The 24,545-nt window shown below is 64.8% G+C and carries 22 protein-coding genes; 13 read left to right on the plus strand and 9 right to left on the minus strand.

Translation table 11 applies throughout. The features are described from left to right. The first annotated feature begins 1 nt into the window (after nt 1). Both V9F06_09010 and V9F06_09015 read left to right on the plus strand, forming a co-directional pair. Nucleotides 2-1,099: an SIS domain-containing protein gene (locus tag V9F06_09010; GenBank protein MEI2617755.1), complete on the plus strand. Its 1,098-nt coding sequence runs from the start codon at nt 2-4 to the stop codon at nt 1,097-1,099. Nucleotides 1,100-1,222: 123 nt separating this feature from the next. After that, complete coding sequence (locus V9F06_09015; GenBank protein MEI2617756.1) at nt 1,223-2,503, plus strand: lamin tail domain-containing protein; 1,281 nt, start codon at nt 1,223-1,225, stop codon at nt 2,501-2,503. An 82-nt stretch (nt 2,504-2,585) separates the two neighbouring features. On the opposite strand, the gene V9F06_09020 is transcribed toward V9F06_09015, so the two are convergent. Further along, the gene (locus V9F06_09020; GenBank protein MEI2617757.1) at nt 2,586-3,587 is read right to left on the minus strand and encodes a ring-cleaving dioxygenase; all 1,002 of its coding nucleotides are present in this window, start codon (nt 3,585-3,587) and stop codon (nt 2,586-2,588) included. A gap of 20 nt (nt 3,588-3,607) precedes the next feature. Continuing rightward, nucleotides 3,608-4,063: a MarR family transcriptional regulator gene (locus V9F06_09025; protein ID MEI2617758.1), complete on the minus strand. Its 456-nt coding sequence runs from the start codon at nt 4,061-4,063 to the stop codon at nt 3,608-3,610. Nucleotides 4,064-4,193: 130 nt separating this feature from the next. Here V9F06_09025 and V9F06_09030 point away from each other — a divergent pair, with 130 nt between their 5' ends. Continuing rightward, complete coding sequence (locus V9F06_09030; protein ID MEI2617759.1) at nt 4,194-5,210, plus strand: proline racemase family protein; 1,017 nt, start codon at nt 4,194-4,196, stop codon at nt 5,208-5,210. On the opposite strand, the gene V9F06_09035 is transcribed toward V9F06_09030, so the two are convergent. After that, the gene (locus V9F06_09035; protein ID MEI2617760.1) at nt 5,146-7,095 is read right to left on the minus strand and encodes a glycoside hydrolase family 15 protein; all 1,950 of its coding nucleotides are present in this window, start codon (nt 7,093-7,095) and stop codon (nt 5,146-5,148) included. The two genes, V9F06_09030 and V9F06_09035, sit on opposite strands and share 65 nt — an antisense overlap. A gap of 417 nt (nt 7,096-7,512) precedes the next feature. Between V9F06_09035 and V9F06_09040 the strand changes: the two genes are divergently transcribed. From V9F06_09040 to V9F06_09070, 7 genes are all read left to right on the plus strand, one after another. Further along, the gene (locus tag V9F06_09040) at nt 7,513-9,525 is read left to right on the plus strand and encodes a S16 family serine protease (protein ID MEI2617761.1); all 2,013 of its coding nucleotides are present in this window, start codon (nt 7,513-7,515) and stop codon (nt 9,523-9,525) included. Nucleotides 9,526-9,713: 188 nt separating this feature from the next. Next, a complete protein-coding gene (gene tsaE, locus V9F06_09045) occupies nt 9,714-10,244 on the plus strand; it encodes a tRNA (adenosine(37)-N6)-threonylcarbamoyltransferase complex ATPase subunit type 1 TsaE (GenBank protein ID MEI2617762.1) in 531 nt (176 codons plus the stop codon). Further along, on the plus strand, nt 10,231-10,968 hold the full coding sequence (gene tsaB, locus V9F06_09050; GenBank protein ID MEI2617763.1) for a tRNA (adenosine(37)-N6)-threonylcarbamoyltransferase complex dimerization subunit type 1 TsaB: 738 nt from the start codon (nt 10,231-10,233) through the stop codon (nt 10,966-10,968). The genes tsaE and tsaB overlap by 14 nt, the downstream gene beginning before the upstream one ends. Continuing rightward, a complete protein-coding gene (rimI, locus tag V9F06_09055; protein MEI2617764.1) occupies nt 10,965-11,627 on the plus strand; it encodes a ribosomal protein S18-alanine N-acetyltransferase in 663 nt (220 codons plus the stop codon). The genes tsaB and rimI overlap by 4 nt, the downstream gene beginning before the upstream one ends. Next, nucleotides 11,624-12,763, plus strand: coding sequence for a tRNA (adenosine(37)-N6)-threonylcarbamoyltransferase complex transferase subunit TsaD (tsaD, locus tag V9F06_09060; protein ID MEI2617765.1), 1,140 nt, complete (start codon nt 11,624-11,626; stop codon nt 12,761-12,763). Before rimI ends, tsaD begins: the two co-directional genes overlap by 4 nt. Then, nucleotides 12,756-13,559, plus strand: coding sequence for an inositol monophosphatase family protein (locus tag V9F06_09065; GenBank protein ID MEI2617766.1), 804 nt, complete (start codon nt 12,756-12,758; stop codon nt 13,557-13,559). The genes tsaD and V9F06_09065 overlap by 8 nt, the downstream gene beginning before the upstream one ends. Before the next feature lie 59 nt (nt 13,560-13,618). Beyond that, nucleotides 13,619-14,059 carry a hypothetical protein gene (locus V9F06_09070; GenBank protein MEI2617767.1) on the plus strand — a complete coding sequence of 147 codons (441 nt, stop codon included), beginning with the start codon at nt 13,619-13,621 and terminating at the stop codon, nt 14,057-14,059. Nucleotides 14,060-14,065: 6 nt separating this feature from the next. On the opposite strand, the gene V9F06_09075 is transcribed toward V9F06_09070, so the two are convergent. Then, nucleotides 14,066-15,355: an MFS transporter gene (locus tag V9F06_09075; GenBank protein ID MEI2617768.1), complete on the minus strand. Its 1,290-nt coding sequence runs from the start codon at nt 15,353-15,355 to the stop codon at nt 14,066-14,068. Between the two features lie 705 nt (nt 15,356-16,060). On the opposite strand from V9F06_09075, the gene V9F06_09080 reads away from it, so the two are divergent. Both V9F06_09080 and V9F06_09085 read left to right on the plus strand, forming a co-directional pair. Beyond that, entirely contained in the window at nt 16,061-16,426 is a 366-nt protein-coding gene (locus tag V9F06_09080; protein MEI2617769.1) for a nitroreductase/quinone reductase family protein, read from the plus strand. 102 nt (nt 16,427-16,528) lie between these two features. Beyond that, on the plus strand, nt 16,529-19,435 hold the full coding sequence (locus tag V9F06_09085) for a DEAD/DEAH box helicase (protein ID MEI2617770.1): 2,907 nt from the start codon (nt 16,529-16,531) through the stop codon (nt 19,433-19,435). 39 nt (nt 19,436-19,474) lie between these two features. Here V9F06_09085 and V9F06_09090 read toward each other — a convergent pair whose 3' ends face one another. The 3 genes from V9F06_09090 to V9F06_09100 are packed head-to-tail and all read right to left on the minus strand — an operon-like array spanning nt 19,475 to nt 22,297. Next, nucleotides 19,475-20,047, minus strand: a complete 573-nt coding sequence (locus V9F06_09090) for a flavin reductase family protein (protein ID MEI2617771.1) — start codon at nt 20,045-20,047, stop codon at nt 19,475-19,477. Then, complete coding sequence (locus tag V9F06_09095) at nt 20,040-21,146, minus strand: glycosyltransferase family 4 protein (protein ID MEI2617772.1); 1,107 nt, start codon at nt 21,144-21,146, stop codon at nt 20,040-20,042. The genes V9F06_09090 and V9F06_09095 overlap by 8 nt, the downstream gene beginning before the upstream one ends. Nucleotides 21,147-21,163: 17 nt before the next feature. Then, nucleotides 21,164-22,297 carry a glycosyltransferase family 1 protein gene (locus V9F06_09100; GenBank protein MEI2617773.1) on the minus strand — a complete coding sequence of 378 codons (1,134 nt, stop codon included), beginning with the start codon at nt 22,295-22,297 and terminating at the stop codon, nt 21,164-21,166. A 163-nt stretch (nt 22,298-22,460) separates the two neighbouring features. On the opposite strand from V9F06_09100, the gene trxA reads away from it, so the two are divergent. Next, the gene (trxA, locus tag V9F06_09105; GenBank protein ID MEI2617774.1) at nt 22,461-22,784 is read left to right on the plus strand and encodes a thioredoxin; all 324 of its coding nucleotides are present in this window, start codon (nt 22,461-22,463) and stop codon (nt 22,782-22,784) included. Between the two features lie 70 nt (nt 22,785-22,854). Here trxA and V9F06_09110 read toward each other — a convergent pair whose 3' ends face one another. Both V9F06_09110 and nrdR read right to left on the minus strand, forming a co-directional pair. Beyond that, complete coding sequence (locus V9F06_09110) at nt 22,855-23,901, minus strand: hypothetical protein (protein MEI2617775.1); 1,047 nt, start codon at nt 23,899-23,901, stop codon at nt 22,855-22,857. A 72-nt stretch (nt 23,902-23,973) separates the two neighbouring features. Next, nucleotides 23,974-24,453, minus strand: coding sequence for a transcriptional regulator NrdR (nrdR, locus tag V9F06_09115; GenBank protein ID MEI2617776.1), 480 nt, complete (start codon nt 24,451-24,453; stop codon nt 23,974-23,976). Nucleotides 24,454-24,545: the final 92 nt, after the last annotated feature.

Consider the following 24,545-nt stretch of genomic DNA (forward strand, 5'->3'; position numbering starts at 1 on the left):
AATGAGCACCGCTGACAGACCAACGACCCACCCGTTCAATATGCACCGGCATGTGTTCGACCAGCCGGAGGCAGTCGCCGCCGCCGTCGTCGCGAACCAGCCGCTGGCCGAGCGCTTCGCCGCCGACATCGCGGGCAAGGACCGACTCTGGATCGTTGGCATCGGCACGTCCTACCACGCCGCGTTGATGGGCGAGTTCTTCATGCGCGCCTTCGGCGGAGGCCTGACCACAATCGCCAGCAATTCGTTCGACTTCACCCTCTATGGACCGGAGCTCGACGAGCGCGACGCCGTCATTGTCCTCAGCCACTCCGGCCGGAGGAACTACAGCCTCCAGGCACTCGATCGCGTCCGAGCGACGAAGGCGACGCTGGCGCTGGTCACCGGCGAGGAGGGCGCTGCGCGACACGCCGAGATGGAGCATCTGTTCACGACCGTCGCGCCGGATCGTTCGGCGACTTACACGATCTCGCACACGTCCGCCCTCGCTGTCCTCGCCTGCATCGCGGCAGCCATCGGCCAGCAGCGCACTGGCGCGCCGACGATCGACGCCGGGTTGCTGGCATCCGAGCTGCCGGCGGCGATGCGCGGCGCGCTGGAAACGGAGTCGCTGATCCGCTCGCTCGCCGAAGCGCACGTCGGTCACCGGAAGATCTGGCTGGCGGGGGCCGGGGCGGCCAGCGCGACCGCGATGGAAGCGGCGCTGAAGATCAAGGAGGCCGCCTACCTCGACACCGAAGGCACATCGACCGAGCAAGTGCTGCACGGGCCATTTGCGGCGGTCGAGCAGGGAGATCTGATGGTTCTTGTCGCGCCAGCCGGCCTGGGACAGGAGCGGACGATCACGCTTTCCGATGAGGCGAAGGAGATCGGGGTCGATCGAATCATCGTCAGTGATGGGACGCCAGAGGAATTGCGCGAGGGCGCGGCCGGCTGGGTCGTCGTGCCAGCCATTGCCGAGCCGTTCTCGGCGATAACGACGCTCGTGCCCCTGCATCTGCTGGCCTACTGGTTCGCGGTGACCCGGGGGACAAATCCCGATCGCGCGCGACTGGACGACGAGCGCTACGCGCGAGCGTTTGCCATGATGAAGTTCTGAGTCCGACCGTCTCAATTTCCTCACACCTCCTCCGCGCTGCTGGTGGAGCCATGGTCGGTGTGGCACGGTTCCTCCGTTCGCACACGCGCCGCCAGCCGCGGCGACAACGGAGGGGACAATCTCATGCTGTCACGAGCGATGCGGGCGCCGGTCGTCGCGTTCGCGGCGATACTGGTTTTCGTCGCGTTCGCGCAGGCACAGGCGTCCGCCGAGCAGCCAGCCAACGACGCCTTCCAGCGCACCTGGGCCCGAACTGACCAGCCAGTTGTCAACGGAGCGGTCGCCCGAACCTGGATGTGGGGGCCGGCCGCGTTCACCCCAGCGATGCAGGAGGACTACGCCCAGGCGAACGGCGGCAAGCGCACCGTTCAGTACTTCGACAAGAGTCGGATGGAGCTGGCGACCGATGCATCGGTTGCCACTGACAGCCCGTGGAGCGTGACCAATGGGCTGCTGGTTGTCGAGCTCATCACCGGCAAGATGCAAGTCGGGGATAACACCTTCCAGCAGCGCAATCCGGCGCAGATCCACATCGCGGGCGACCCGGGCGAGAACAATGGCCCGACCTACGCGCAGCTCGCGCCGTTGCGGTCGGCCGGCGCTACGCCCGAAGGGCAGACAATCGTCGCGACGCTCGACGCGAACGGACATGTCGGCGTATCGACGACGCTCGGCCAACTCGGCGTGACTGCCGCCCATCGCGTCCAGCAGCCGGGGGTCGACCATACCGTCGCCTCGGTGTTCTGGGACTTCATGAACTCCAGCGGTCTGGTTTCCACGAACGGGCAGCTCGTGGAAGACCGCCTGTTCGAGAATTCGTTCTACGCCACCGGCTATCCGATCACCGAGGCATACTGGACGACCGTGGCGGTGCAGGGCAACGAGCAGCAGGTGCTGTTGCAGTGCTTCGAGCGGCGCTGCCTGACCTGGACACCGGGCAATTCGGATGGCTGGAAGGTGGAAGCCGGCAACGTTGGCCAACACTACTACGAGTGGCGCTACGGCGAGACAACGCCAGTTGGCCCGACACCATCGCCAACGCCCTCACCGACGCCATCACCATCTCCAACCCCGCCGCCAGCGAATAGCGACTACGTCGTCGTGATCGCATCGATCCAGAATACCGGGACGAAGAACGAGGAGATCAACATCTGGAACAAGACTCCCCGTGAGAGCTCGGTCAATATGGCCGGCTGGACCTTGTCCGATGCCTCGGGCCACGTCTTCACATTCCCGGACATCACGGTGAAGGCGGCCTTCTTCGTGACCGTGAGGACGTGCACGGGAACCGACATCATCAAGCACAACTGGGCGATTTTGCACTGGGGTCTCTGCCAGAACGTCTCCGGCGGGGTCGTCACATTGCGCGATGCCGCCGGCCAGGTCGTGGACACGCACCCATAGGGTCACCATCGCGCCACGCAGGCAGCGCAAGGGGCGGGCATGGCGCTCGCCCCGTTTCATTTCTGTCGGAAGCAGACTGACGCTACTGAAGTCGGCTCGCCAGTGGTTCAAGGACGATTGACTCGATCGGCTTCAGTCCTGCCTCGATCTCGAGCCGACGTGGCGCGAGGAACGGCGGCAATGCCAGCGATTCACCCAGATGCGCCGCATCCTCGTCAACCGCGAAGCCTGGCCCGTCGGTCGCCAGCTCGAACAGCACGCCGCCCGGCTCGCGGAAGTACGCTGACTTGAAGTAGAAACGATCGATTACCGGAGTAATCGGGATGCCGACAGCGGCCAACCGGTCTCGCCAGGCGAGGTGCTCGGCATCGTCCGGCGCGCGCAGCGCAATATGGTGGACACCGCCCGCGCCGATCATCGCCCGTCGCGGAAGGTCTGGCCGCTCGATGAGCCGAATTTCCGCGCCGGGACCACCCGGGCCAACCTCGTAGGTCACCGCGCGATGGCCGGCCTCGTCATATTCAGCCACTTGCCGGAAGCCCAGCAGAGTCGTGAGAATTGCCGCAGTCGGCGCCAACGACCGGAGCGAGAGCGTGACCCCGTCCAGACCGCGAATCGCGTAGTCGGCCTCGACTGGGCCAGCAACCCATGGCTCGCCCGGCGCAACCGGCGCGGTGGCTCCATCGACAAGGTCGTCGACGATCTCCAGCGACTGGCCTTCCGGGTCGACAAAGCGGATGAATGCCCTCCCGCCGCGCTCTTTGACCTCGCCAACCGGCACGCCGAACAACTGCAGCCGCTCACGCCAGCGCTCGACAGCCTGCGCTCCGGGCACACGCAACGCCGTCGCGGAGACCATTCCCCCGGCCGGCGTGTGGCGGCCGGCGAACGCCCAGTCGAAGAACGTCAGGTCGGTGCCAGCGCTGCCGTGCTCGTCGGCGTAGAAAAGATGATAGGCCGTTACATCGTCCTGATTCACCGTCTTCTTGACCAGCCGCATGCCGAGCACCTGCGTGTAGAACGCCACATTGGCCGAAGCGTTCGCCGTCACCGCCGTGACGTGGTGGATGCCACCGAATTCCATTGTCGAAGCCCTCTCTATCGTTATCGGCCCGGCACAGCCGGCTGTTGGCCGGCCCGTCCGAGTGTCCGATCCAGATCCCGCAGCAGCCGGCGCAGCGTCTCTTTGTCCTCACGACAGAGCCCGCTCAGCTGCCGAGTGATCAGCAGTTCATGCACGGGCAACACCTCGTCGCGAAGCGCGTGCCCCCGACAAGTCAGCGCCAGCCGGCAGACCCGACCCTCGGGCAGCCGCTCGACCAGCCCCGCCTGGGCCATGCGATCCACGAGTTGCGAGATATTCCCCTTGGTGACGAGCAACCGGTCCGCCAGCTCCTGCTGGGTCAGCCCCTCGTCCGCGCCGATCTGCGCAAGCACATCGAACTGGGCGAGTGTCAGCCCATGCTGGCGCAGCTGGGCGGTTGCTGCCTGTTGTATCTGATGGTAGACACGCGCCAACCGCAACCAGGTCACAACCGCAGCATCATCTCGTTCGTCCATCGGGCCTCCTTCGCCACTGCCGCTAGTATATGCCTAAACTGTTTAGATATCAACTATCGTGTTTGACGACGCGAAGCGTATAGTTCCCGCGGCGACGGCGTGTGCATGACGGCGAGACGAGAGTGGGCGAATGAAGACGACGCGAGTACTGACGACGATCGAGGCGCACGCCGGCGGAGAGCCGCTGCGGATTGTCACCTCCGGGCTTGCTCCGCTCCGAGGCCACACGATCCTCGAGCGTCGCCAGGAGATGCTCGAACAGCACGACGACGTCCGGCGTGCGCTGATGTGGGAGCCGCGCGGCCACGCCGATATGTACGGCGCGATTCTGACACCACCGGTCACACCGGATGCAGATTACGGCGTCCTCTTCATGCACAACGAGGGCTACTCGACGATGTGCGGGCACGGCATCATCGCCTTGACCACGGTGCTGATCGAGACCGGGCAGTTCCCCGCCACTGGCGAGCGGACGACGATCGGATTCGACAGCCCTGCCGGCTTCATCCGCGCCGTCGCGACCGTCTGCGACGGGCGAGTCGTCGAGGCCACCTTCGAGAATGTTCCGTCGTTCGTCTATGCCGATGCGGTCGAAGTCTCCACCAACCGTGGCACGTTCACGACGCCGGTCGTCTTCGGGGGGGCGTTCTACGCGTTGGTCGACGCCGAGGCTGCAGGGTTACGCATCGATCCGAACGACATTCGCGAGCTTATCGACTTCGGGATGGCGATCAAGCACGCCATCGAAGCTCGCATGGACGTCGTCCATCCGCTCGAGCCGGAGCTTCGCGACATCTACGGGACGATCATCACTGGCCCGCCGAGTGCGGGGGCTGATGGCCGGAATGTGACCATCTTCGCTGACGGGGAGGTCGACCGCTCGCCATGCGGGACGGGCACCGCCGCGCGGCTGGCATGGCTCTACGCCACTGACGCCCTCGGGCTGGGTGAGCCCTGGATTCACGAGAGCATCGTCGGGACGCGCTTCACCGGGCGAGTGCTGCGTGAGACGGACGTCGCCGGCCGGCCGGCCATCGTGCCGGAAATCGGCGGGCGCGGCTACCTGACCGGGACCAGCACCTTCACGATCGACCCGGACGACCCTGTAGCCGGCGGCTTTCTGGTCCGCCCGGGATCGAGCCGGTAACGTGGCCGCTTTCGGCGTCGGGCGCCTGGGCCACGTTGCCACGGGCGCGTCCGAGATTCACGATCGCGTTGATCAACCCCAGGTGCGAGAATGCCTGGGGGAAGTTACCCAGAAACGCGCCGGTCGCTGCCTCGATTTCCTCTGAGAACAATCCCAGGTCGTTGCCTCGCGCAAGAAGCTTTTCCAGAAGCTGCTCGGCGCGATCGAGCTCGCTGAGGCCCACCAGGCAATCGATCAGCCAACATCCACAGAGGACAAAGGCGCCCTCGTGGCCGGCCAGCCCATCGATGTTTGTCTCGCCGGATTCCGAGGAATATCGCCAGACCAGTTCGTCCTTGCTGAGCTCGGCGATCACCCGTTCGATCGTCGCCCGCATCACCGGGTGATCGACGTCGATGAAGCCCCGCAGCGGAAACGACAGCGCCGAGGCATCTAGCACATCGTCATCGAACGCCTCGCTGAAGTAGCCACCAGCGCTCACCGCGTGGCTCATCACATCCGCATGGATGCGGGTGCGGAGCGCATGCCACTCGTCGTACGGGGCGTCGCGGCCGTCCTTCTTCGCGAGACGGATGGCGCGGTCGATGGCCACCCAGCACATGACATTGGCGTAGGTCATGCGCCGCTCGTCGCTCCGCACCTCCCAGATGCCGGCGTCGGGCTCCTGCCAGCGCGCTTCCACCACCTCAGTCAGCTTGGCGAGGTATTCCCACAATCCATCGTTGATGACACCGCCGAAGCGCCGGTGAACCCAGGCGGCATCGAGCACTTCGCCAAAACGGTCGAGCTGGCGCTGGGCGTGAGCGCCGTTACCGATCCGGACTGGCGACGAGCGGCGATAGCCCTCCAGATGATCCAGGATCTGCTCGTCGAGATCGCTCTCGCCGTCGACGCGGTACATGATCTGGAGGGAGGCCGGGTCATCCCGCGTGACATCGATGACCCACTGGAGAAACCCCTCCGCCTCATCGCGGTATCCGATCGAATGGAACGCGTGCAACGCATAGCTGGTGTCGCGGATCCACGCATAGCGGTAATCCCAGTTGCGCCCCCCGCCGAGAGACTCGGGCAGCGACGTTGTCGCGGCCGCGGCCATCGCGCCACTCGGGACATTGTTGAGTAGCTTGAGGGTCAGCGCGCTGCGGCGGACGGCTTTCGCCCACGGTCCGTCGTAACTGCAACGCTGCGCCCACCGTGTCCAACCCTCGATCTCGCGAATCACCAGATCCTGTGCTGTCCTCTTTGACAGATCGCTCCAGACAACTGTCGCTGTGTCATGGTAGTTCGCCGAGACAAACTCCTGGTCACCTGCAACCACGCTGAAGCGCGCGACCAGTCCGTTGTCGCCAGATTCCAGCGGTATCGTTGTCGCGACTCTCAGCGCCCCGGACTTTCCGCAGACCACGGCGCCCTTGTGCGGGATGATCTCCCAGGTCGGCTGTTCGCGTCCGTAGTTGAACCTGGGCGCCAGATCCATGCGCATGCGAACGACACCCTCGACGCCCCGCACGACACGGACAATCATCCCGTCGCGCAGTCTCTGCGAGATGCCGAAGTCCGAGCCGAACGCAATCGACGGCATCAGGTCGACCAGTTCGACGACACCATCATCCGTCTCGAAGCGCGTGACGAGCACATTGGTGTCGTCCATGTACGAGCGCGAGACGCGCCACGACGCCTCCGGCGCGATCTGCCAGAAGCCACCGCGCTCGGCGTCCAGAATTCGCGCAAAGACGGACGGGGAGTCGATGCGGGGGAAAGGACACCAGTCTATCGACCCATCCGCGCCGACAAGCGCCAGAGTCTCCCCGTTTCCGATCGCGCCATAAGCCTCGATCGGGAGATAGCCATCGTGGTCCCGGCGTGCGCTCCAGCCGTTGGCCATCATGCCTCCTGGTTGCATTGGCGCGCCGGTCGAATGCCGGCCGGCAGATATCGGCGCAAGACACCGTGTCGGAAGGAAGACGTTGCCAGCGACCGGCCCGGCTGATGCCCGTCCGGATCGGCGTGCCCCGCGCGAAAGCATACTGGCAATAATACGACCAGGTGATATCGAAGAATCGTAGATACTCGTATACTGCGGCTATCGAATCGGGATCACCCCGGGGCGCATTGCTTCGGAATCGGCGCTAGCGCCTGGGCCTCATTCACGGCACATGACGTCAACCCCACCAACTGGAACATGGTGGCGGGAACGTGATGGTGGATCGGCCGCACCCAGAGGTTGCTCGCCAGGCCGGGAGCATCGGCCGGCAAGGAGATCGTCGTTGGTTCCCATTCTCCCCCCGAAAGGAGGAGCTCGATGCGCAGGGCAACGCGGCTTACGCACGTGGTTCTGGTGACGTTCCTTCTCACGATCACGCTCTCTGCCTGCGGAGGGAGCAGTGAAAAAACTCCGACGAGCAACGCATCACCGACGACCAGTAGCGCTACAACCGCTTCCCCGACGACTGCGCCGACGACCGCGCCGACAAAACCCGCTGCGCAGGCATCCCCGACCGCGGCGATGCCGACTGCGCCAGTCGCCAGTGGCCCGGTCGAGGTCGACGCGCTCTGGTTCTCGAGTGACGGGACGACGGCCCAGGGCGGCACAAGCCGCGTCAAGGTATCCGTCCAGGAAAAGGACAGCTCCGATCTGCGCGTAGGGTTCTTCGAATCCGAGGTCGGTGGCTCTGGCCAACAGTGGCAAGCCGCCGGATGGATGGCGGTGATCACCGCCTCGCTCCTGCTCTCGAAGGATCCATCGAAGTATGAATTCTCGTTCGATGTCGCTGGTCGCATCGACGGCCCATCGGCCGGCGCGCTGATGACCGCCGCCGTCATGGCCGGTTATCTGGGGAATGACATCAAGTCCGATGTGACGATGACCGGAACGATCAACCCCGATGGCACGATCGGGCCAGTCGGCGGCATCCCCCAGAAGCTCGAGGGCGCCGCTGCGGCCGGCAAAAAGACGGTCCTCGTCCCCGGGGGGCAACGTTACGACTATGACATGGTCGCTGGCCAGTCGGTCGACCTCGTTCAGGCGGGACAGAAGCTTGGCATCGCGGTCAAGCTGGTTCCCGACATCTACACTGCCTATCAGGAGCTGACCGGAGAGAAGCTGCCGGAGCCGGTAAGTGTCGGTCAGGCGAGCTATCCGCCGGCCGCGTTCGACAAGTTCCGCGCCGGCACGACGAGCTGGTATGCCAACTACCAGCGCGAGCGAACGGCGTTCACCGCGCTGCCGGCCGATATCCAGTCATATCGCCAGGGCACGATCGACGTCGCCGACAACTATGCGTCGAGGGCCGACCAATTCCTCGCCGAAGGCCAGGTTGCGGCCGCCTACGAGAACTCCTTCCAGGCGGCGGCGATGGCACGGGTGGCGCGCGAGGCGGCTGAGCTTGACAACATCTACGCCAGCCAGGGGCTCGATCCACTGATCCAGCGTCTGAACGCAAGCGCATCTGCGTTGACGCGCTTCGACGCGGTGCGTCAACGATTGGAAGCTGAAACCCCGCGCACCGCATCGGACACGATCGCAATCATGGAAGGTTTCTCGAGCCTCTCCGTCGCTCAGGGTCTGGTCTTCCAGGCGGAAGCCACGATCGATTCTCTGAAGAATGCGACGGATCCGGTCGAACAGGACATCCTCAATGGGATCTACCGCGCCAATTACTTCTACGTGTACGCGGACCAGTATCTGCAGCTTGCCCAGGATCAGGTGTCGATCGGCACCGGCTTCGGCTCATCGCCGACCCCCGATCCGGCCGTCCTGAAGACGATCTCCGACACACTACGACGCGGCGCAGAGGCGAATATCAACTACTTCGAGGAGCTCGTCATCGCCCCGTTCGCGCAACAGTACGGTGTTTCGGCGGATGTCGCCAAGGGGTATTTCATGCAGTCAGACTCCGGCTATCTCACTGCCGTCGCAGCCGTTCAGGGCGCGGACTCGCTGGCCGGCCAGGTTATCAAGCCAGACGCGAAGTCGTGGGTCTATCTCGGCTCCGCCCTGACCGCCTATTCGCAATCTGCGAGCCTGATCGCCAAGTACTACTCACTCGGGGCTCGGGTAGATGATTCGGGCTACATTACGAGTTTCGATCGCCAGTCGTCGCTGGCCGACATGCTCGACCTCGCCGACCAGCGCGCGAAGACCTGGGTCAACTCGATTGCCGACGAAGACCCGATCGAGTCGCTCTACTACTACGACAACGCCCGGATCTTCCGAACCGGCAACGCGAACGATCAGTTGTCCGCGCTCAACGCATACTGGCAGTCCGCGATTCTCTCGGCGACGCTCTCGGCATTCACCGGCGGCATCAAGTAACGCGGCAGACACGGCAACACCGACGCGGCGGAGTGGAGCAACCCACCCGCCGCGTCTTCTTGCGGACGTCACTCGAATATCGCTGGCAGCCATGACCGAGGGCTCTGGCGCACATATCGCCACGACCGGACACACCAATCGGGCGGACGAACGGCGGGGTACGCTATGATCTTCGTTGAGGAGGCATCGTGACTGCCGCGCGCGCGCCGATACTGGATCTCATCGCCCATAGTCCCGAACAGACACGCGCCATTGCCGGCCAGTTGGCACGCCACCTGGAGCCGGGCCAGATTGTATTGCTCAGCGGGTCACTCGGCGCGGGGAAGACCACGTTCGTCCAGGGCCTGGCCCGCGCACTGCAGGCGGGCGATCTGGTGCAAAGCCCGACGTTCACGATTGTCGTCCAGCACGAGGGAATATTGCGGGATGGCCGGCCGGTTCGCATCTATCATATGGATCTCTACCGGATGACTGGATCCGGCGATCTTGACTCAATCGGTATCGACGACTATCTGAACGACCCTGACGGCATCGTCGTGATCGAGTGGCCGGATCGCGCGCCGGGCTGGTTGCCAGCCGAGTACATCCTCGTCACGATGGAGATGGTAGCCGACACAAAGCGAGCCATCCGGATCTCGCCGTCGGCGTCGCCGAGCGCCACGCGCGAGCGGCAGGCGATTGAGCGCACACGGAGGGAGGTCGGCAGTGGCGCAGGGTGACGCGCGGGGCAACTGGCTGCTGGGGATCGAGACATCCTCCGATGTCGCGTCGATTGCCCTCGTGCCGACCGCGAGCGGCGTCGGCCACGGCGCGGAGCTTTCGTGGCCAGCGCCACGCAACCAGACCGCGACGCTACTCGCGCAAGTCGACCACGTGCTGCGTGCCTGTAACCTGGAGCCAGAGGCGTTGGGCGGCATCGTCGTGGCCACGGGTCCGGGCGGGTTCAATGCGTTGCGTGTCGGGATGAGCGTCGCGAAGGGGTTCGCCTTCGCCCTTGATCTTCCCATCTTCGGCGTTGGGACGCTCGATATTGCCGCGCAGGCATTCGCCCACTGGGGCTTGCCGGTCCGGGCGTTCGTGCCGGCCGGCCGGCGGCGTGCCGTCTTCGCCGATTACCTGCAGCTGGGGCAGACACTCCGGCTCTCTGGCGAGATGGGTAACCGACCGATCCCGGCGCTCGCAGCCGATCTCATGTCGCCGACCGTGCTCACCGGCGACCTGACGATTGAAGAGCAGGATGCCCTTCGAGAACAGCCCAACGTTGTCCTGCCCTCTGCCGGCTTACGCCAGCGGCGCGCGTCGTTCATGGTCGACCTGGCGCTCCCCCGCTGGCAGGCGGGCGAGCCAGACGACCTGACGCAGCTCGAGCCGATCTATGTCCATCAGCAGACCGGCGCAACCGGCACAATGGCGCACCACGCCGACACGGGGACTCGCGAATGAGCTACTACATCGCCCCGATGCGGATTGACGATATCACCGAGGTCTCGCGGGTCGAGCATCTCTGCTTCACCAATCCGTGGCCGCAGTCCGCGTATCGCCGCGAGCTACGCAACCCCGGCAACAACGCCTATATCGTCCTCTGGGAACACGACGACTCCCGCCCATCAGACACATCGGACGAATCGCGCGGAGCGCTCTCGATACTGCCGTTCTTCCGCCGCAGCGAGCGGGCGCACGATGACCGAATCGTCGGGTTCGCCGGGATGTGGATGCTCTACGATGAGGCGCACGTCACGACGATCGGCGTTACCCCCGACCTGCGCGGGAAAGGTCTCGGCGAGCTGATGCTGATCCGGCTGTTCGAAATCGCTGGCGAACGCACCGCGGAGTGGGTTACGCTCGAGGTTCGCGTCTCAAATGCCAGCGCCCAGGCGCTCTACCACAAGTACGGCTTCAGCCAGCAGGGCCTGCGACGACGCTACTACAGCGACAATGGCGAAGACGCCTCCATCATGTGGTCGCCATCGATCCGCACCGATGAGTACCGCCAGCGCTTCGCCGAGTTGCGAGACAAGCTCCACGAGCGCATGGCCGGCCAGCTGATCTCACCGCCGCGGCGTGATGACGGCGACGACGGCCGGATGGAGTCCACCTCATGAACATCCTGGCGATCGAGACATCCTGCGACGAAACCGCCGCTGCCGTCGTGCGTGGCGGGCGGTGGGTGCTGTCCAATGTTGTCGCGTCGCAGATCGCGTTGCATGAGTCGTATGGTGGGATCGTGCCGGAGCTAGCCTCGCGGCAGCACGTGACGGCAATCGTCCCGGTTCTCCGGGAAGCACTGGCGACGGCCGGCGTCGGGCGAGACGATATCGACGCGATCGCGGTGACCGAGGGGCCGGGCCTGGCCGGCTCACTGCTCGTTGGCATCAACGTCGCCAAGACGCTCGCCTTTGCCTGGAAGAAGCCGCTCATCCCGGTCAATCACCTCGAAGGGCATATCTACGCCAACTGGCTGATACCAGCCGACGCCGATCCGGGCAGCTACCCACCACCCTCGTTCCCGGCGGTCTGCCTGATTGTCTCCGGCGGTCACACCGACCTGCTGCTCGTCCATCGCCACGGGGTCTACGAGATCCTTGGGCGCACGCTGGATGACGCGGCCGGCGAGGCGTTTGACAAGGGCGCCCGCATCCTCGGGCTCGGCTATCCAGGCGGACCAGCGATCCAGCGCGCCGCCGAAGGGCGCCGGCCGCTTGAGCAGCTCCCGCGCGCCTGGCTCGGCGATCGCTACGACTTCTCGTTCTCCGGCGTCAAGACCGCGCTACTGCGCGCCGCGGAGCCCTATCGCAAGCAGGCCCCGCCGCCCGGCCGCGGAGCGAAGCAGGCACGAGGCAACGACGAGCCGTTCGTCCGTCACGAGCCGCCGGCCTATTCGCCGAACATGCCAGTCGGCGAGCTGGCAGCCGCCTACCAGGACGCGATTGTCGATGTGCTGGTCGAGAAGACGGCGAACGCCACCCAGCAGGAACGCGCCCAGAGTGTGATGCTCTCCGGCGGCGTCTCCGCCAATGCGCTCTTGCGCCGCCGGATGGAGGCGCGTCTCCGACCACTCGGCGTTCCGTTGTTCATCCCCGAGCTCCAGTACTGCACCGACAACGCCGCAATGATCGCCGGGGCTGCCTATCAGGTTCTTCGCCGCGGAGCGCTGGCCGGCTGGGAGCTCGACGTCCGCGCGCAGTTGCCATGGGCCGCGATCCCGGGGATCAAGATCATCGAGCGCGCCCGTGGTTGAGGCCGGCTGGCAACGCGAACGCGACATTGCCTCGCAGGCTGCGCGCGAGGCGGGCGCGTTGCTGCTCGATCGGCTCGGCGCAGCCGGGCAGGTCGAATTCAAGTCCAGCGTCGTCGATCCGGTGACCGCCGCCGACCGCGACAGCCAGGCGCTGATCGCCGACCGACTTCTGACGGCGTTCCCCGACGACCTACTCCTCGGCGAAGAGGATGACGCGCGTGACACCGTCGCTGGTGATGGCCGCCTCTGGATCGTCGATCCGCTGGATGGCACAGTCAACTTCGTCCACGGCTACCCGGTCTTTGCCGTCTCGATCGCGCTGTATGCCGACGGCGCCGTTCAGGTGGGTGTTCTCTACGATCCAGGGCGGGACGAGATGTTCGTGGCCACACGCGGCGGCGGCGCGACACTCAACGGCCGGCCGATCGCCGTCTCCGACACCCCCACGCTGATCGCGGCGATGGTGGCGACCGGCTTTCCCTATGACCTCGAAGAACGCCGGGCGGTGCTGCCGCTCTTCGATACGCTCGTCCAGCGCACCCAGGCGGTGCGGCGCGATGGCTCGGCGGCGTTGAATCTCGCCTACGTCGCCTGCGGACGCTTCGATGCGTACTGGGAGCGCAACGTCCAGCCGTGGGACATTGCCGCCGCAGAACTGTTCCTCGAGGAGGCCGGGGGCCGGCTGACTGGCTACGACGGCGACGCCTTCAGCCTGTGGGCCGGCGAGGTTGTCGCGTCCAACGGTTGCATCCATGACGCGCTGCTTGCCGTTATCGCAAGCGTCGCAGCGGAATAGCGGATACACTCCTGCCTGCGCGGCTACGCCGCGACGGTCAACAACGCGAAGCAGGGACGATGGACAACGCGTTCGAGCTGTATCACGATCGGATCATCGAGGCCATCGAGCAGGGCGAGGTCGTCTGCCTGTTCTTTCCTCGGTTGGGCAAGACGCTGATCATCGACCCGCGCCACTCCGACACAGCCCCGCCGGCCATCTTCATCGAGAACATGGTCCGGTCCCCGCGCGAACGGCTGGAGAGCCTGCGCAGGCTGCGGCCGGAGTTCTCCCTGCCAGAGGAGATGCGGCTAGTGCCATGGTTCGGCTTCGTTGGGTCGCTCGATGACGCTGGCGTGACTAGGGCGCTGCTGCGCCGCTGCACGGAGGCCGGCGACCTGCGCATGGCCCGCGCCTGCACAGCGGCGCTGCGCGAGCTGCGCCGAATCGAGCACCAGATCATGCGAGCGATCATTCGTGGGGAGAGCAGCCGGACGATCTGGGAGCGGCCGCGCGCCTGACCGGGATCAGCGCAAGGCCCGGACGCGCGGGACGCGCAAGTAGGCGTAGAGCGCGAGCAGCACGACGCCCATCCCCATCACGCCGACCGTCACCTGGACGCCGATCCACTCACTGGCGAAGCCGGCCGCGACGGTTCCGAGCGGGACCATGCCCCGATTCAGGAAGAAGATGCTCATCACCCGGCCACGCATCTCGTCGGACGAATGCGTCTGCAACAGTGTCGTATTCAGCGCCATGTAGCCCGTCTGGCCAAGCCCCACCCCGAACAGCAACGCGAACGACAGCACGGGGATCGTCGACTGGCTGAACAGGACCAGCATCGCCCCGAACACCACCATTACCAGCAGCATGATCCGGCCGCGATGATGACCATCGCGCAGCGCGGCGACAGTGAGCGCGCCGCAAAGCGCGCCGATTCCGGTGAAAGCGACAAGGATGCCGTATCCCTCGTTGCCGATCCCGAGCACGTCGTCGGCGAAGATCGGCAGCAACGTCATGTATGGCATGCCCAGCAGCATCGGCACAAGCGCCAGCACCACGAGAGTCCGCAGCACCTCGTGACCCCGCAGGTAGGAGAGCCCCTCACCGATTGATGCCAGCAGATTCTTGCGCGCCCGGACGACCATCGGTGGGATCGACATCATTGCCAGCGTCACGATGAGGATCGTAAACGACATGCCGTTCAGGAAGAACACGCCGCCGGTGCCGACGAGGGTGATCAGAATGCCGCCAAGCGAGCCGCCGAGGATGCGGGTGAGGTTCATCGTCGCCGAGTTCAGCGCGATCGCGTTTGCCAGATGCTCGCGGTCGACGATATCCGACAGTAGCGCCTGCCGCGTCGGGAGGTTCACACTCAGCATCACCCCGCGCAGCGCCGCGATTGCCAGCACATGCCAGACGGCAACCGTGCCCGTCCAGACGAGCGCAGCCAGCAACAGCGCCAGCACCATCGCGAACGTTTGAGTGATCTGCATCAGCCGGCGGCGCTCCATGCGGTCGGCCATCGCGCCACCGAAGAGCGTGAAGAGCAGGATCGGAAAGGCGCGGAAGAAGGACATGATGCCCAGGTAGCCACCGCTGCCGGTCAGCTGCCACATCAGCCAGCCGATCGCGATCTGGTCCATCCAGTCGCCAGTGTTGGCGATTAGCGAGCCGATCCAGTAAAGACGGTAGTTGCGGTGACGCAGTGAGGCGAACATCTCGCCCCGGAAACGCGGCAACGCGACATCGGCGGACTTCTGCCCGCCGGGAACGCGCGATCTCCACCAGGCCGGCCGAAACCGCTCGCCGGACACTCAACCCCCCGCTCACGTAGCTGGCAGGGTAGCGCGGCCGGCGAAGCCCCGTCAAGCGTCAGGGGGTTGGCGACGCACCCGGCTACAACTATCCCGACAGCGACGACGATGCCGAGTAGCCGCCAGCGCATCGCAGTCCTCCTAACGGTAATGCAGAGTAAAGCAGACGTTGGAACAGGCCGATAAAGATCAGGAGCACAGCGCACAGGAACCGCGTGCACGTGTGTCTTGTCAAGTGCAGCGACTCGCACGAAATGCCATGCAACGTAGTGCGACAGCCACCTCCGCCGTCTGTCATTCTCGCGGGTTCCCCGCCTCCTGTCATTCTGAGCCGCAGCGAAGAATCCGTTCCTCCCCATCAGCTGCGACCGAACGCAGGGAACCGGATCCTTCACTGCCGGGTGCCCTCTGGGCGTCGGATGACAGAGGAAGGGGTGGCAGCCGGCCTGACATATTCATTGCGGTCGAACGTGGGGGATGTCATCCTGACACTCTATGCTAGTCGCTGCACTGAGCGACCGGGGGACACACCGGTGCGGGGATGGCTCATCGCTCGTATCATTGCAGCAACGTTTGCAAGAGCGTTCGTCGGTCGTCCATCCCCATCCGCAGGTGGATTCGGGATCCGCGACGGACACAACACCGACATACGAACAGCCTGAATGCGCATCAACGGGTTGACGCGCTATGGACGGGAATGGCTTGGTGGACCAGCGAATTCGCGACCAGCTGAAGAACGGCCAGCGGATCGACATCACGACGACCGGGCGCAAGAGCGGCCGGCCGACGCGAATCGAGATCATGTTCCAGAACATCGACGGGACTGTGTATATCTCCGGCGTGCCGGGAAGGCGTGACTGGTACGCCAACGTGGTCGCCAACCCAGCCTTCATCTTCCATCTCAAGAGGGACGCACAGGCCGATCTCCCCGCCCATGCCCGTCCGATCACCGATCCCGACGAGCGCCGCGTCGTGCTCACGAAGTTCACCGCCAACTGGAGCCGTTCCAACGATCTGGATGACTGGCTCGCCCGATCCCCACTGGTAGAGGTGACGTTCGACGAAGGGTGATCGGCAGGACCGAAGCTTCGTGAGCCTTTGGAGCGTCAACGTATACTCGGACAGCATGGCCCACTCTGCAGGCCACCAATACCGCTGACGACCAAGGATGACATGAGCTCCGACGGCATACTCGACCAACCCTCCGAGACAGTGGACGACCGCGAGGCGACGATCGCCCAATTCGCCACGCTCTACCCGTTTCCGCTCGACGACTTCCAGCGCGAGGCAATCAACACGTTCCTCAACGGCGAGTCCGTCATGGTCGCCGCGCCGACCGGGACAGGCAAGACGGTCGTCGCGGAGTTCGGCGTCTATGAATCGTCGCGGCGTGGCGGCAGGGTGATCTATACGACGCCGATCAAAGCGCTCTCGAATCAGAAGTTCCGCGACCTGCGCGTCTGGTACGGCGACCGGGTAGGACTGCTGACCGGGGATGTCTCCGAAAATCCGCAAGCGCCGATCGTCGTGATGACGACGGAAGTGTTGCGCAACATGCTGCTCCAGACCCCATGGGACCTGGAGCCGGTCGACTGCGTTGTCTTCGACGAGGTTCACTACATCGCCGACCCGGAGCGTGGCACCACCTGGGAAGAGGCGATCATCCTCTGCCCGGACCACATCCAGCTGATCTGCCTGTCGGCGACTGTCTCCAACGCGGACGAGATCGCCCAATGGATCTCGCGCACCCACCGGCCGATCCGGTTGATCACCCACACCGAGCGCGCCGTGCCGCTGGCGCTCTCCTACTACCTCGACAAGAAGCTGCGCCCGGTCATCGACCACAATGGCGAGATCGTCGCCGAGTACCCGAAGGCCGGCGGCGAGGTGCGCAAGCGAATGCAGCGCGGCGGGCTGTCGCCCGACCAGCGACGCAAGGCGGAGCTCGACGAGCCGCAGCCGTGGGAGATCCTGCTGGCGATGGCGTCGAAGGAGATGCTGCCGGCCATCTACTTCCTCTTCTCGCGCCGCGATTGCGAGAACTACGCCCAGCGCTTCTCGATGATGCGCCCGAACCTCGTCCGCGACGACGAGACGCGCGGGCGAATCAACGCAGTGATCGATGTCTATCTCGGCTCACTCCGCCCCGAGGACCAGGAGCTCGAACAGGTTCGGGCCATCGTCTCGCTGGCGTCGCAGGGGATCGGCTTTCACCACGCGGGCCTGCTGCCAATCCTGAAGCAGGTCGTCGAGGTGCTGTTCGGCCGTGGCTTGATGCAGGTCGTCTTCGCCACCGACACGCTGGCGCTCGGGGTCAACATGCCGGCCCGCTCGGTCGTGATTGGCCGGATGACGAAGTGGGACGGGCGCAATCGACGACTGCTTACGCCGAACGAATTTCAGCAGATGGCCGGCCGCGCCGGGCGGCGTGGGATGGACGCCAAGGGCAATGTGATCGTTCCGCACTCGCCGTGGATCCGCTTCAACGAAATGATGGACATAGCCACCGGTGATCTGCACCCGGTGATCTCATCGTTCGCCATTCGTTACAACACGGTCCTCAACCTGTGGGATCCTCCACATGGCAATCGAGTCCGCCAGATGCTCCAGCAATCTCTCTCGCAGTTCCAGGCGGCCGGCCGCGTTCGCGAGCTGGAAGACGACATCGTCGATCTCGGCGCGCGGATGCAGGAGCTCCCCCAAGGTTGCCTGATCGGCCTGGATGCTGGCGACGAGCTGCTGGAGGAATACCAGGGGATCAATCATTCGATCGACGCACTCCGCGGCAAGGAGCGCGGCGTTCAGCAGGACATGCGCAGCCTCTCGACACTCGAGGAGACGCCGCCGTGGCCCCAGCCTGGCCGGCAGGCGCTGCGCCGTGTCTTCCGCACCGCCGAACCCGGTCTGGTCGTCCATACCCGAGACCGCGGCTGGGGGGTCTATCTCGGCCGGTCGTCCTCTGGCGGCATCGGCCTGTTCCTCTTTGGCGACGCCGTCGAGCCGCTCAGCGAGTATCGATTTATCGACTATATGCCGTCTCCACAGCACCGCGTCGATGTCCCGCCCGAGCTGGCGGCGATTGCCGAGCCGGTGTCTGACATTCGCGCAATCGCTGACGGCGCTGTCGAGCGCGTGCGCGAGGACCTGGCGACGCTGCCGTTGCCGGATCTCGATGCCGAGTCGGCCGCCTACCGCGCGGCAGTCGGGGAGCGGCACGAACGCGCCCACGCGCGACTGGCAACCGACCTCGGGGGAATCCAGGAGCAGATCGGCGAGCTCCACGAAGCTCGCGCGGTCCACCCATGCCACGCCTGCCCGCGCCGGAAGGAACACCAGAACAACATGCGTCGGGTCGACGCGCTTGCCCGCGAGCGCTCACGCGCCGAGGCAGAGCTGAAGGCGGAACACGAGGCGGAGACGGAGCGCGTGCGCGGGATCATCGCCGGCATCCGCAACGTTCTGCATCGCTTCAACTATCTCTATCGTGGCTACCCGACCGCCAAGGCGGACCTGCTTGCCGATGTGTTCGATTCGAACGGGCTGGTTGTCTGCGAAATGGTCGATCGCGGGATGGTGGACAAGCTGGAACCAGCCGACGCCGCCGAGGTGTTCTCCTGGTTCGCCTACGACCGTGATTCGCGATTCACGAACGACTACAGCCTGCCGAACCATCTTGTCCTGTTACGTCGCCGACTGGAGGACATGGAGCAGCAGATCCTTGCCACCGAGCGACAGAACGGCCTGTTTATCTCCCACGGCCACAACCTCGGCTTCTATGGCGCGATGCGCGCATGGTGTCGTGGCGCGACGATGGCAGAGATCACCGAGACGATCCACCTTTCCGAAGGCGACATGGTCCTGTCGTTCAACAAGACGATCGACCTGATGCGCCAGGTTCGGGAGATGCTCTCGAACAGCGACCCCACCCATCCGCTACGCGACACGCTCTTCGGGGCCGAACAGCTCGTCCGCCGTGATATCGTCGCGCAATCCCTCGCGCTCGGCTTCCTGCCGATCGAGGAGGAGGAGACGACGACAGAGATCGACGACAACGTCGACATCGCCGACGAGGCGGAATAGTCCTTATCGATCTCGGGACAATCGGCCGTCGCCCGATCTCTATCCCTCTTCGGGCTCGAGGCGGGCGCGATATGGCCGGGCAAGGGCGGCGTAGTAGTCGGCGCGCAGATGGTGCAGGACCCGGCCCGCCTCGGTCTCGACAATCCAGCGACCGTCGAACGCTTCGGCCATTGCCGAGACTGCGAGTGGCTGGCCGACGAACAGATCGTGGTCGCCAAAGCGCGAGCAGGCGACCACGCCGCACTCGATGTGTGCCACGCACTCCTCGATCAATGGCGCTTCGACAGCCAGCGCGTCGATCGGTGTGAGGCCGGCGGCGACGAGCTTGTCTCCATCCCGGCCCGACTGCATCCCGCAGCGGTGGACAGCGACGAGCAGATCTGCCGTCGGGAAGCTCAGCGCGAAATGTTCGCTCTTCGAGACATACTCGTGCGTCAGCCTGCCTGGGTGGATCGCGACCGCAACGAGCGGCGGATCGAAGCTGACCGGCGCCATCCACGCCACCGTCATGACATTATCGCTGGAGCGGAACCGGCTGGTGAGCAGCGCCACAGGACCCGGTTGGAGCAGCCGGACAGCGTCGATTGCCTCACGAACAACCTTCTCAGCCATCGACTTCGTCCTGCGGCCCGGGAGTTCCGATCACCTCCCGGTAGAGCTCAACCGTCTGGGCAGCAATCTGACGTTGTGTGTACTGCGCGAGAACGCGCTGTCGCCCGGCCTCCGACAATCCACTCCGAAGCGACGGGTCATTCAGCAGCTTGCCAAGCTGCATTGCCAGCGCGGCGACATCCCCTTCGGCGAACGTCAGGCCGGCGTCGCCGATCACGTTCGGGATCTCGCCGGAATCCGACCCAACAACCGGGACGCCGCAAGACATCGCCTCCACGATCACCCGACCGAACTGCTCTTTCCAGTTTGGCCGGGTCCGCGACGGGACAACAACAACGTCCATCTCGTGGAGGAACGCGGGAATCTTCGCGCTCGGCATCGTGCCGCGAAACGTCACGCGATTTCCAAGACCACGCGCGCTCGCTCGCGCCTTGAGGTCGTCGAGACTCTCACCCGCGCCAACGATCACCAGCCGCGGGTGGTGTGGCAGGAGCGCGATGGCGTCGATCAGTGTGTCCACGCCCTTCTCGGGGACAAGTCGCCCGTAGTAGCCAATCGTCGGCGGTCGTTCGGAATCCGACGGCGCGCGACCCGGCGCGAAAATCTCCGGATCGACGCCGAACTGCGGGATCACCTCGACTCGTTTGCGAAACCCCTTCCGCCGCAGAACATCGACCGCATCGGCATTGCCGGCCAGCCCGGCGCTGGCGTGGCGGTAGGTATAGAGCTCGAAGAGCCGGAACGGAGGCGGGTAGCGCCGGTACAGATTCTGCCAGGTGAAGAAGACCGTCTTCGCGCCAACCCGTTTCGCCAGAGTCGTCGCCTGGGCGGCGACAAGGTTATATGGCTCTTCGTCAATGTGGATCAGATCCGGTTGGAAGCGTTGGACAACCTTGCCAAGTCCGGGGTAGAAATGCAGGTGATGCCGGCCATTGAACGCCATCTTCTCGACTTCGAGCTGATAGCCCTCGGTGAACAACCGATCCAGCTCCAGCGTCCCGACCCGTCCCTCAACCCACTTCGGCGGCACGACGACCAGCAGCTCGAGGTCGGGCGCAGCTGCCATCTCCTCGAGCTTCTTCTGATAGACCCCGGTCACGAGCGCCTTGGACACCATCAGAACGCGCAGCGGTTACCCCCGTCCAGCACTTCTCGATAGGCGTTCGCCGTTTGCTCGGCGGTTCGCTGCCAGGAAAAACGCGCGGCTTGCCGAAGCGATCGTGCCGCGAGGTCAGCCCGCAACGCCGGGTCTCCGCAGACAGCGACCAACGCCCGGCCGATCACCTCCGGCTCCGGATCGATCAGCAGGCCGGCATTGCCGACGACCTCTGGCAGGCTCGTGCGGTTTGAGCAGACAACTGGCGCGCCGCACGACATCGCCTCCAGTGGATTCAGCCCGAACCCCTCGTAGGCAGATGTGAACGCGAAGACCGCACAAGATCGGTACAGGTTGATTTTATCCGATTCGCTGATGAATCCGGTCCGGACTACCTGTCTTCGCAGCCCAAGCGCATCGATCGGCCCATCGAGTGACGGATAGAGGAGGGTGTTATCGGTGTGTGGCCGGCCGGCGATGACCAGCGAGCAACCGTCCGGAAGCGACGGTAGCGCGAGAGAGAAGCCATGGACCAGCGCCGGGAGCTGCTTCCGAACATCGTAGCCGCCAACGTTGAGCACGAACGGTCGCGAGATCCCGAGCCGCGCGAGCGTCTCGTCGACCGCAGCCTCGTCGTCGGGTGTCCGAGCGGGGGTCATGCCCTCGTGAGCAGCCAGCAGCGTGACACGGATGCGGTCTGGATCGATACCAAGCCTGGCGACGATATCCGATCTCGAATACTCGGAGTCAGTGAGGATCAACGCCGCGCGACGGACGGCCCGGCCAACGAGCCGCAGGTATCCGCGCATCTGACGTGATCCGCCATACTCCGGGATCGCCAGTGGGATAACGTCGTGGACGGTGACGACATGTGGGACGCGTTGGAGCAACGGCGCAGAAAGATACGGAACGTGCACCAGCCGCACACCGGAGCGACGGGTCGCCGCAGGCAGGCCGGCCTGCTCCCAGTAGAGCTTTCGCGCCTTGGCCGGGAGGCGACTCCCAGGCATCCGGCCGTGGGTGACATGGTCGGACGGAGTTGACGCGCTCTCAACCACCGTGTCGGACGGCGCGAGCAGCACGGGCTCGATACCCAGCTCGCCGTCATTCAACGCCCGCCACAGGTGGGTGGCGTACTGTCCGGCGCCGGTCATCGGTTGCTCGAAGAAAAGCGCGTCAAATCCCACGCGCGAAGAGGCCGTCATGGCTGGCGAGTATAGCAGAGCCTCATCGGGCGAGATCATGGCGTCGGCGCTGCGTTAGAATACGATGAGCGCTCGATACGCGCTCGCTCATGTTGCTAGGAGGAATGAGTTCATGTCCAAGCCTGTGGATGTCACCGATTCGACGTTTGCCGATGAAGTGATCAACGCCGATACCCCCGTCCTGGTCGATTTCTGGGCAGCCTGGTGCGGCCCTTGCCGCGTCGTTGGTCCGATCCTCGAGGAGATCGCCAGCGAGAAGGACGGCAAGCTGAAGATCGCCAAGGTCAATATCGACGAGAACAATCAGATGGCCGCGCAGTTGGGGATCAGCTCGATCCCGACAATGATCCTCTACAAGAACGGCCAGCCGGTCGAGAAGATCGTTGGCGCATACCCGAAGCCACGCATCCTCGAGAAGGTCGAACCGCACCTCTAGGACGCGATCGCGACATCTGTCTCATCACGCTGCCCGGGTTCTTCGGCCCGGGCAGCGCATTCTGTTTGCGTTAGCCCCCCCGCTCACGATGTCGAGCGAATAGCGCCGACGCAACGGTCGCGAATATGGCCGTCCCCCGGCTCATATATTCCCGTTGCCGGATAGCAATCATCCCGACGTTGTCTTGCTCCATCGACACAAGGGCGCCGTAGCTGTATCGGTTGCGCCGCAGATCGAACTCGATGATCCGCGGCTCACCAGCATCGATCAGATCCGGGCGGTTTGGGTCGTACACTGCGATCCAGCCTCGCTCATCGCTCTCCTGGACGAGGTGGTACGGGACGACGGTGTGTCCCTGCTCGACGAGGGCAGTCGCCACATCGCGCCGCCAAGGCTTCGGAACTCCGATGTCGAGCGCTCGGTCGGTTGTTCCAGCGCGCAGCAGGTCGTCGCGGACGGCGAAGAAAGCCGCCCGTGGCGAGGCGCGAAGGAACCAGCCGGCGGCTGCTAGCAACGACCGATCAAGAAGCTGCCGGCCATGATAGACCGCGATCCGCTCCAGCGCGGCTGCCTGCGTCGGCGGAGCCGGCTCTTGCCCCTGCCCACGGGCGATGGCCCAGCGCGCCATCCCGGTACAAAGACCGCCTGTCGGAGCAACGGAGCGGATAAACACGATAGCCGAGTACAGGCCCTCAAAGAGCAGCCGAGCTGCGAAGTCCGGCATCGGCGCGTAGGTCTGGTCGAAGATCTGTCGGTCGGGCTCGACGTCCCCGAGAGCGCCAGGGCTGTTGGGCAGAGAAAACGCATGCTGTCGGATGTCGAATGAGCTGCGGAGGTCGAAAGTCAACGGCACACGAACCGACCCGCGGACAGTATCGCGAGTGTCCACCAGACGGAACTCGGCGTTCTGGCCGACTCTCACCCGATTGGCGCGCGCGCGCCAGTGGCCGGGCCCGACGGGTTCGATCTGCCAGCCGGCCGGCCCGACTACCCGCAGATCATCGTCCGTCGCATTCTGGGCCCCGAAGGTGGTGGCTTCGAGATCGATCCAGTCAACCCGAACGCGCGGGGCGTCGAGTCCGTTCCTCGTAATCAGCACCGGCCTCACGAGCGCCATCGGCCCTCCCTGCTTCGTCGCGCACGATGAGTGTCCGGGATCGATCTGGGACAACACAGCGGGGATTCGCTGCTACGAGGAAGGTGCGTCGCTCGCGCGCCTCGTCTCGTCCAGCGTCGCCATCTCTCGGCGCCAGTCGTCCAGATCGCGGAACTCGCGATAGACCGACGCGAACCGGATGTAGGCAATCTGGTCAAGCTCCTTGAGCTTGACGAGCACGAGCTCGCCGATATCGGTGCTCGACACTTCGCTGGCGTTCCGGTCGATCAGCTCGGTCTCGATCTCGCGCACGATTCGCTCGACCTCAGTCATCGGCACGGGTCGCTTGGTCAACGCGATCAGGAGCTTGTCCGTCAGCTTGCGCTGGCTGAATGGCTCACGACGCCCATCACGCTTGACAACGACCAGCTCGCGCGCTTCGACCGTCTCGTAGGTCGTGAATCGACGGCCACAGACGACGCACTCTCGACGACGTCGAATCGACTCGCCATCGCGGACATCCCGCGAGTCAACGACGCGCGAGTCGGGCTTCCCACAATATGGACATCTCATGACCCCTCCTCGCCGCCTGACGACGAAACGGGACAACCTGCCGCGGCCCTGGCCCGACGCAGCATCGCCCCGCCTCGCATGAAGTCGTATCC

Source organism: Thermomicrobiales bacterium (assembly GCA_037045155.1).
GTDB lineage: Bacteria > Chloroflexota > Chloroflexia > Thermomicrobiales > CFX8 > JAMLIA01.